We start from the raw sequence: 8033 nt of genomic DNA on the forward strand, positions 1-8033 counted from the left end.
GGATAAAATTAGGTTATTTAACAACTTTAAAAAATCAAATATCCTAATTTACTTGCAACAATTATAAAAAATAACAACGAAAATAAACATTGCAAGTAAGGAGCAAACAGAGACAATCAATAAATTTTTTTTTGCAAACATAAATATCTCCTTGATAAAAATGTGATTAATAAAAATGAAATAGGCAAAAAAATAATTAGGAATTAAAATAATAAATAAAATAAAAATTAATCAAAAAACAAAAAATATACTAAAAAACAAAGTTTTTATCTACAAAACAAAAATATCATAATATACAATATCCAAAATAAAAGCTTAAACTATTTTACTAAATTATTAAATAAATATACAAATATAATAGCACAAAACAATCAAATAAAATAATGTTACAATTAAGATAAATCCCTATCATCAATATAAAATTATTCCAAACCAAATAAACAACAATAAATTTATTTTTAAAAAAGCAAAAAAATATCATACAAATAAACCCTTATTGTGTTATAATAATTTATATATTGTAATTAACAAAGGAGAAAAACAATGAGTAAATGTTATATAACTGGAAAAACCACCCTCTTTGGTAATCGTCGTAGCCACGCTATGAACGCAACTAAAAGAATTTGGAAAGCCAACTTACAAAATGTAAAAATTATTGACGAAAACGGCAAGATTCAAAAAGTAAAAATCTCTGCTAGGGCTTTAAAAAAGCTCAAATTACAAAGAGCCTAAAAAAATCTTTACTTTCTTTTGATTTTTTATTTTTTCTGATTTTCTCAAAAATAAAAAATCAAAAGTTCAAAAAAACCCATTAAAAAAATAAATAATAAAACACAAACACATCGTATAAAACATAACAAAATAAAAATAAAATCAAAAAAATAATAAGGAGCTCTAAACACATGAAAGCAAACATTCACCCTCAATTTAAAACAGTCGAAGTATCTTGTGCGACTTGTGGCAAACAACACCCAATTGGCACCACAGTTAATAGCATCAAAATAGAAACTTGTTCTAATTGCCACACTTTTTACACCGGAGTCCAAACTTTTGTAGTTAAAGCAGGCCCAGTTGACAAATTTAACAAACGTTATGGCATTACCCAAGACCAAAAAGTTAAAAAATTTCCTTCAAATGCTGATAACCAAAAAGAACCCGCCGAAGAACAAGAATAAAAATAAATAATAAATTCAAAAAATATTTAAAATAAAATAGCAAATCGCCCTATAAGTTCTTTTGGACCAACTATCACAACAAAAAACCAAAAAACTAAATCAAATTATCTTATTTATAAAGGAGTTCAAAAAAATGACCCAAAAAGAACAAGGGCAAGGGTTTATTGAAGTTATTTGCGGACCAATGTTTGCAGGAAAAACAGAATCATTAATTCAACGCAGAAATAAAGCATTAAAGCTCAAAAAAAAATTTTATCCTTCAAACCAAGAATAGATGACCGTTATTCTGTTAAAGAAGAGATAGTTTCTCACAATCGCAACAATATTCCTGCTATTTTAATTGACAAAAGCAAAGACATTCTCACATTTATTACTCCCGAAATTAATGTTGTAATAATAGATGAATCCCAATTTTTAGATAACGACATTATCGCTATTGTAGATTATTTAGCTAACTGCAATATTGAAGTTATTATATCAGGTTTAGAACTTGATTTTTGTGGAAAACCATTCGGACCAATGCCTTATTTATTAGCAATTGCAGACACCGTTACTAAATTAACTTCCATTTGTGCTATAAGTGGGGGAAAAGCTAACCGAACTCAAAGATTAATTGAAGGTAAACCTGCTCAAAGTAATGAACCTGTGGTTTTGGTAGGTGGAAAAGAATACCACGAACCTCGTTGTCGAAAACACCATTGTTTAGCAGACATTGACAAAACAAAAGTTAACTGGAAAAACTTCGCCAACCAATCTAAATAACTCCACTAAAATAATTCATCTAAATAATTCTTTTAGAATGTGGATTGATACTTAAAATATGGAAAATAACAACCAACAACATATTTTTTTTATGAAAGAAGCTTTAAAAGAAGCCCAAAAAGCCTACCTCAAAGAAGAAGTCCCCATCGGAGCTATCGCTGTTTTAAACCAAAAAATAATTGCACGTGCTCATAATAACAGAAACACTAAAAAACTTTTTTTTGGACATGCTGAATTTTTAGCCCTAATAAAAGCAGGCAAAAAAATAAACAGCCGTTTTTTAAATGATGTATCTCTTTATGTCACTTTAGAACCTTGCTTAATGTGTACAGGAGCAATTATACAAGCAGGAATCAAAAACCTTTATTATGGCACGAGCATTGAAAAATCATATTCTTTTAATGATATGTCATCTATCCAAAATATGCCTTTTATGGATAAATTAAATATCCAATCAGGACTTTTAGCTCAAGAAAGCATACAACTTTTAAAAAAATTTTTTCAAGAACTAAGAATCAAAAAAATAATTTACTATCCAAATAAAAAAATAAAAAAATGCAACAAAACAATAACAACTCTTATAACAACCCAATTAGACCATCACAACCGATGGTCTTTTATTTTCAAAAAAATAATTTGCCAATAATGAAATACTTTTTATTTTAAATATTTTCTAATCCTAAATAATTCACCCTACATTAAAACACTAATAATAATAATAATATTAAATAATATTTAATAAAAAATAAATAATAAAAAACACTAACTAAAAAAACAACCTTTAATATTTATATCTATTATCTATTTTACTTTTATCTTAACTATGTTTTTTCACCAAAGGCAACAAACCAACCAAAAAGAACAAAATAAAAAAATTAGAAATATTACTAAAAGCCAAAAATATGAAACATTCCAATCAAATAAAAACAGCTCAAAAAATAATTACTATCTTAAAAACAAACGGCTTCGAAGCCTTTATTGTTGGTGGCACTGTCAGAGATTATTTACTCAAAATAAATGCCAACGAAGACATCGACATCACTACTAACGCCGCTCCCAAACAAATAAAACTCCTTTTATGCCCAAAAAAAACAACCCAAATACAAATTAATTATGGTAGCCTTAAAATAACTTTTGAAAAATATCTTTTCGAAATTACTACTTACAGAAAAGAAGGCACTTACAAAGACTATCGCCACCCTAGTGAAATTTTTTTCACTAAAAACATCCATCAAGACCTTTTAAGACGTGATTTTACTATTAATGCTCTTTTAATGGATGAAACTGGTAAAATATTTGATTTCACACCCGAAAAAAAAGGCAAAACAGACTTAAAAAAAGGCTTAATTCGTACTATCAAAGACCCTTTTATTAGATTTCAAGAAGACCCTTTAAGAATTTTAAGAGCTTTTTATTTTCAATCTAAGCTATGTTTTTGCATAGAAAAAAACACCAAAAAAGCTATCATCCAAAAAAACCATTTATTAGCTAAAATTTCTTCTCAAAGAATCTATGAACACCTCGAAAAAATAATCACTCACAAAAACTGGCACCAAACTTTTAAAACCATGATAGAAACCAAAACCCATCTATTTTTACCCCAAATATACAAAAGTATTCTTTGTTTAGGTTATTTAAATGAAACTCAACTGAAATACATTCAAACACACCACAAATTAAAAAGAAGAATTTTTTGGTCAATGTCACTTTTACTAAACAACCAAATCCTTGCATCTTTTCCTTTTACCAAACAAAAGAAAAAAATCTACCAAAACATTGCCTCTTTAAGTTTATATCTTTGGGAAAATATTACTTTTAATTTATTTAAACATGGATTAAAAAATTGTCTCCTAGCTAATCAAATTAATTATCTTTTACAAAAAGAACCTTATGAAGTAGCTAAAATGCAATATATTTATCAACATTTACCAATAAAAACAATTACTGAACTTAATTTTAGTTGGAAAGAAGTCTTAAAACAATTGCCCCAAAAACCCAAAGGAACATGGATTAAACATACACAAAAAGAATTAATTACCAAAGTACTTAACAGAGAAATACCCAACATCAAAGAAAGATTAATTAATTTTGTACTTAGCAAAAATCAAACCCTAGATAAAGAATAAAAAAAACAACGAATAAAAATAAAATGAACTTAATTGTATTATTAGCAAAATTATAAACATCTATTTATTTTTTGTTTATAAATGTAATAATTCAAACTCACTATTTCCCATTATCAACATATTTTTATCAATCCCAATCTAAACCAATAGGAAACAAACGTATGAAAAAAAACCAAACCAACAACTTACCAAAATATCAAAAAGGGCAAATCTACTTTTTTACAGGCCAAGTCACAAGCATCAATCAAGGACTTCATTTTTATAATATCACCTTACAATTACAAGAAAAAAACGACATCAACATAAAATTAGAACCTCAAACCAAACCACCTATCCAAGGACAAATATATAATTTCAAAACTATTTGTCTTCTCAAAAATGAAGAACTTATTTTGATGAATCAAACATATAATTTAGCTTACAATGTATTAGATATGCAAACTTTGTACGAAACTTATTTAGTTTTTTATGAATGTTCTCCCATTTCTTTTGCAATAGTACAAGACGAGTTAGAAAGCTATTTAAATAAAATAAAAAATAAAGTCTTAAAACAAATTACTTATAATTTATATTGCAAAAACAAAAATAAATTTTTAATTTCCAAAGCAGCGTTAAAAATTCATCACAATTATTATGGCGGACTTGGTTATCATACTTTAACTATGTTAAAAATGGCAGAATCTCTTTTAAAAATTTATCCTTTTATCAATAGTGATTTACTATTTGCAGGTACTATTTTACATGACATGGGAAAAATTAAAGAACTAGATTTAGAACAAAAAAATTATACACCAAAAGGTTTGCTATTAGGTCATTTAGTCATGGGTGCTTGTGAAGTGGAAAAAGAAGCCCAATTATTGGGTTTACAAGATAAAGAAGAAGTTTTATTATTAAAACATATTTTAATTTCTCATCATGGGCTTTTAGAACATGGAGCTGCCAAAAGACCACAAATAGGAGAAGCTCTTTTACTTTGGTATTTAGATAATATCGATTGCAAATTAACATCTTTACAAGAATTTTTACAAAAAACCGATGCCCAAACATTTACAGAACCCATCCCTGTTTTAGAAAGAAAAGGTTTTTATAAATCATTAGATTTAGATCAAAATAATGATGATGAATAATTTTGTTTTTTCTTAATTACAAAAATTTGTATAATATGAAACATTAAAAGTTTTGTAATAAATTATCCAAGTAAGAATTCTTGAAAAGTTTGCCAAGGCAATAAAACACAATTAATTTTACCTGGAAATTTATAAACTATATCAAATGCTTTTAGATCCGAATTAAGAAAAGCATCATCTTAAATTTGATTTTGCACCATATCCATAAAATGATTAGTTTTATTTAAGACTTGTAATTTGGTTAAATGTTGTAAATAAACTAACATAACACCGACAGAAGCAACACAATTAGAACAAATGTTGGCTTCATATTTAATATCTATAAATTTTATTGTTATCAAAATTTTAATTGAATAATAACTTTATTACCACAATAAAAAAATTTCAAATTGAATATATCCTGTGAGTTTAGCATAAGTTTGATTTTGAGGATTGTGATAATGTTCAATAATTATTTCGTGTTTTTTAGCATCAAACATTTGTTATTTCTTTCTTGCGCTTATAATTCAAAATATGTTAATAATTTGATTATAACCATTTTTGTTGAATTCATTCTCTTAACTCATTCTGGTCTTTTACCATAATATAATCTTGAGTTATGCCAACATGTAAAAATTGTACTTTTCTATAATGATTGTCATTTAAAACTTGTTTAAGGATTGTAACTTTAGGGTGTGTCTCAGTTCCTGTTTTAGCAGTTAAAATAACAAACACATCTTCTCTATGGGGTTCAATATTTTATTTTTTGCCCTAAAACCAATGTATTTGCTTCGTGAACGTATAATCCATATTTAGGATAAAATAAGGAGCTTACCATTGTTAAAAGGCAAAGTTTCCTTCTTTTTGTGGTTTTGTAAATTTGATTATATCCTTGCATAGTATAAAAATTATTACCAATATTAGTATCAATCAAACCTTGTTTTAAGTCGTAATTACATGACAATTGATATTGGGGTTGAACTTCTTGTTCAATTAAAATCTCTAATTTAGTGTTATATTGCAAAAAATCATCTTTAATTTCAACAAGAGCATCAAACACTCTTTGAAAAGGGCTTGAAATTTTAATTATTTGTTCCATTTTTAATTCCTTTTTTGTTTTTGCTTTATAATGTTGTTTGTAGAATTGAATAAATAACAATATTAATAAACTAAAATATTTTGACTATCTATTTTAAATTAGAATGTATTTTTGACATCTTATAAGTCTTTCAAAACAGGATTGCGATTTTTATTGTTATAAAGTCCGCATTTAGAATAATAAAAGGATTGAACATATTCAAACATTTCTTTATTGTGAGTTTTTAAAATTTCGTTTTGATAATTAAGAACATGAATATTAAATCATATATTAGAATATCAGCTTTGCTAGAAGAAGTTAAACTGTTCCTTCTGTGTAATAATTTACCTTAGCAAAGGAGGTCAATGTGCGCTGTTCCGTTTTTTTAGACAACTTTTGTCTTTAAAATTGTTCTTTAAGACTTAAAATTAAGTAGATAATTTCATATCTTTTCAAACTAAAGAAATATTTTTTTAAATTTCAAAAAGTTTCTAAAACTTTTAATAATTCTTTAGTTTCAAAAGATATTTTTTTGTCATATTTTACCCTTACACTATATATTTAAGTAAAAAAAGTTAAAAAAGTGGTAAGAAAATGAAATTATAATTATTTTTTTACGTAATTATGTTATTTTGATTAAAAAAATGCGCAAAAAGTAACCTTTTTCAAGGTTGAAAATTTGAAATAAAAAACTATTATCTAAAATTTTGACAATATTGAGAAGGTGATGAATAATTTAATTTAGCTAAAATCCATTGATTGTTCCAAAATTTGGGGAAATAATTGATTATTTTTTTAACTTTTTCAGGTGATTTTTGAAATAAAAAAGGATGTTGATGTTGTAAGATAGTTTTCATTTGGCCGAAAAAGTTTTCAATTACAGTGTTATCACGTGGAGTAGCTTTTCTCGACATGCTGATTAAAAAACCTTTTTTAATTAGTGTTTGTTGGACTTTTTGTGATTGATAAACTGTGCCTTGGTCGGAATGAATGATACAAGGTTCTTTTAATAGAGGTAATTTTTGGATGGTGTTTAAAACTAATTCTTTATTTTGATGTTTGGAAGTGTGGGAAGCGATAATTTGGTTGTTGAAAGAATCAATAATACAAGAAAAATATAAAAATCCTTGGGGAGTTTTGAAATAAGTTATGTCGGTAAATAGTTTTTTCATGGGTTTAGTTGATATAAAGTCTTGATTAATTAAATTGTCTACCACTTTTAATTTAGCTTTTAAATTATTTTTATAATAATATTTATTTTTTTAATTCTTAAACGACAAAAAAATACCGTTTTCTTTCATAATAGTATAAATTTTTTTCTTGGTAATGTTTTCGTTAAAAGTTTTTTGGTATAAATCAGTGATTTTACGATGACCGCAAAAATATTTTTCTTGTAAACATAAAGCTTTGATGCGATTTTGTTGTAATAAGTATTTTTCTTTTTTGGCTTTTATTTTATTTTCGACTTTCAACCAATAATAATAAGTGCTTCTTTTGGTTTTGATAGTTTTTAAAATGGTTGTTAAATTTGGTTTTTGATTAAATTATTTAACTAATTCAAAAACAGTTTTTTTATCAGTTTTTTGGTTTTTTTTCATTAGAGTTTGTAATAATTTATTTTTTTGTTTCTCTTTTTCTATTATTTTAGCTATTTTTTTCATGATTTAAATATTGTTTCCTTTTTTTATATCATATACATAACCATTATAACTCTGAATGATTATATTTATTTAAAAAAAGGGGGGTAGCGCGCAACTGGGGGGGTTTTTATTTTTCTTCTTCTTTT

The 8033-nt window shown here is 25.8% G+C and carries 7 protein-coding genes and 2 pseudogenes; 6 read left to right on the forward strand and 3 right to left on the reverse strand.

All coding sequences use genetic code 11. From position 1 onward, the window contains the following. Window positions 1-543: 543 nt before the first annotated feature. From rpmB to BBA70_RS03265, 6 genes and pseudogenes are all read left to right on the forward strand, one after another. A complete protein-coding gene (rpmB, locus tag BBA70_RS03240) occupies window positions 544-732 on the forward strand; it encodes a 50S ribosomal protein L28 (protein ID WP_011412882.1) in 189 nt (62 codons plus the stop codon). Between the two features lie 170 nt (window positions 733-902). Then, window positions 903-1175, forward strand: a complete 273-nt coding sequence (gene rpmE / locus BBA70_RS03245; RefSeq protein WP_011412883.1) for a 50S ribosomal protein L31 — start codon at window positions 903-905, stop codon at window positions 1173-1175. A gap of 133 nt (window positions 1176-1308) precedes the next feature. Then, window positions 1309-1937 (forward strand): annotated as a pseudogene (locus BBA70_RS03250) (thymidine kinase). Between the two features lie 58 nt (window positions 1938-1995). Further along, window positions 1996-2583 (forward strand): nucleoside deaminase, encoded by a 588-nt coding sequence (locus BBA70_RS03255; protein ID WP_252861649.1) that lies wholly within the window; start codon window positions 1996-1998, stop codon window positions 2581-2583. 256 nt (window positions 2584-2839) lie between these two features. Further along, window positions 2840-4063 carry a CCA tRNA nucleotidyltransferase gene (locus tag BBA70_RS03260; protein WP_011412886.1) on the forward strand — a complete coding sequence of 408 codons (1224 nt, stop codon included), beginning with the start codon at window positions 2840-2842 and terminating at the stop codon, window positions 4061-4063. A gap of 161 nt (window positions 4064-4224) precedes the next feature. Continuing rightward, window positions 4225-5190, forward strand: a complete 966-nt coding sequence (locus BBA70_RS03265) for an HD domain-containing protein (protein WP_049749269.1) — start codon at window positions 4225-4227, stop codon at window positions 5188-5190. A gap of 549 nt (window positions 5191-5739) precedes the next feature. On the opposite strand, the gene BBA70_RS03270 is transcribed toward BBA70_RS03265, so the two are convergent. The 3 genes and pseudogenes from BBA70_RS03270 to BBA70_RS03280 all read right to left on the reverse strand — a co-directional run bounded on the left by BBA70_RS03270 (window position 5740) and on the right by BBA70_RS03280 (window position 7908). Beyond that, window positions 5740-5904 carry a hypothetical protein gene (locus BBA70_RS03270; RefSeq protein WP_011412889.1) on the reverse strand — a complete coding sequence of 55 codons (165 nt, stop codon included), beginning with the start codon at window positions 5902-5904 and terminating at the stop codon, window positions 5740-5742. A gap of 16 nt (window positions 5905-5920) precedes the next feature. Further along, a complete protein-coding gene (locus tag BBA70_RS03275; RefSeq protein WP_049749270.1) occupies window positions 5921-6268 on the reverse strand; it encodes a hypothetical protein in 348 nt (115 codons plus the stop codon). 674 nt (window positions 6269-6942) lie between these two features. Beyond that, window positions 6943-7908: pseudogene (locus BBA70_RS03280) on the reverse strand (IS3 family transposase). Window positions 7909-8033: the final 125 nt, after the last annotated feature.

Source organism: New Jersey aster yellows phytoplasma, assembly GCF_002554195.1.
In the GTDB taxonomy this organism is placed as follows: Bacteria; Bacillota_I; Bacilli_A; order Acholeplasmatales; family Acholeplasmataceae; genus Phytoplasma.

Bases quoted from the DNA above. Each gene is read 5' to 3' on its own strand.
- rpmE (WP_011412883.1), top strand. From the start codon at position 903: ATGAAAGCAAACATTCACCCTCAATTTAAAACAGTCGAAGTATCTTGT.
- BBA70_RS03275 (WP_049749270.1), bottom strand. From the start codon at position 6,268: ATGGAACAAATAATTAAAATTTCAAGCCCTTTTCAAAGAGTGTTTGAT.
- BBA70_RS03260 (WP_011412886.1), top strand. From the start codon at position 2,840: ATGAAACATTCCAATCAAATAAAAACAGCTCAAAAAATAATTACTATC.
- rpmB (WP_011412882.1), top strand. From the start codon at position 544: ATGAGTAAATGTTATATAACTGGAAAAACCACCCTCTTTGGTAATCGT.
- BBA70_RS03265 (WP_049749269.1), top strand. From the start codon at position 4,225: ATGAAAAAAAACCAAACCAACAACTTACCAAAATATCAAAAAGGGCAA.
- BBA70_RS03255 (WP_252861649.1), top strand. From the start codon at position 1,996: ATGGAAAATAACAACCAACAACATATTTTTTTTATGAAAGAAGCTTTA.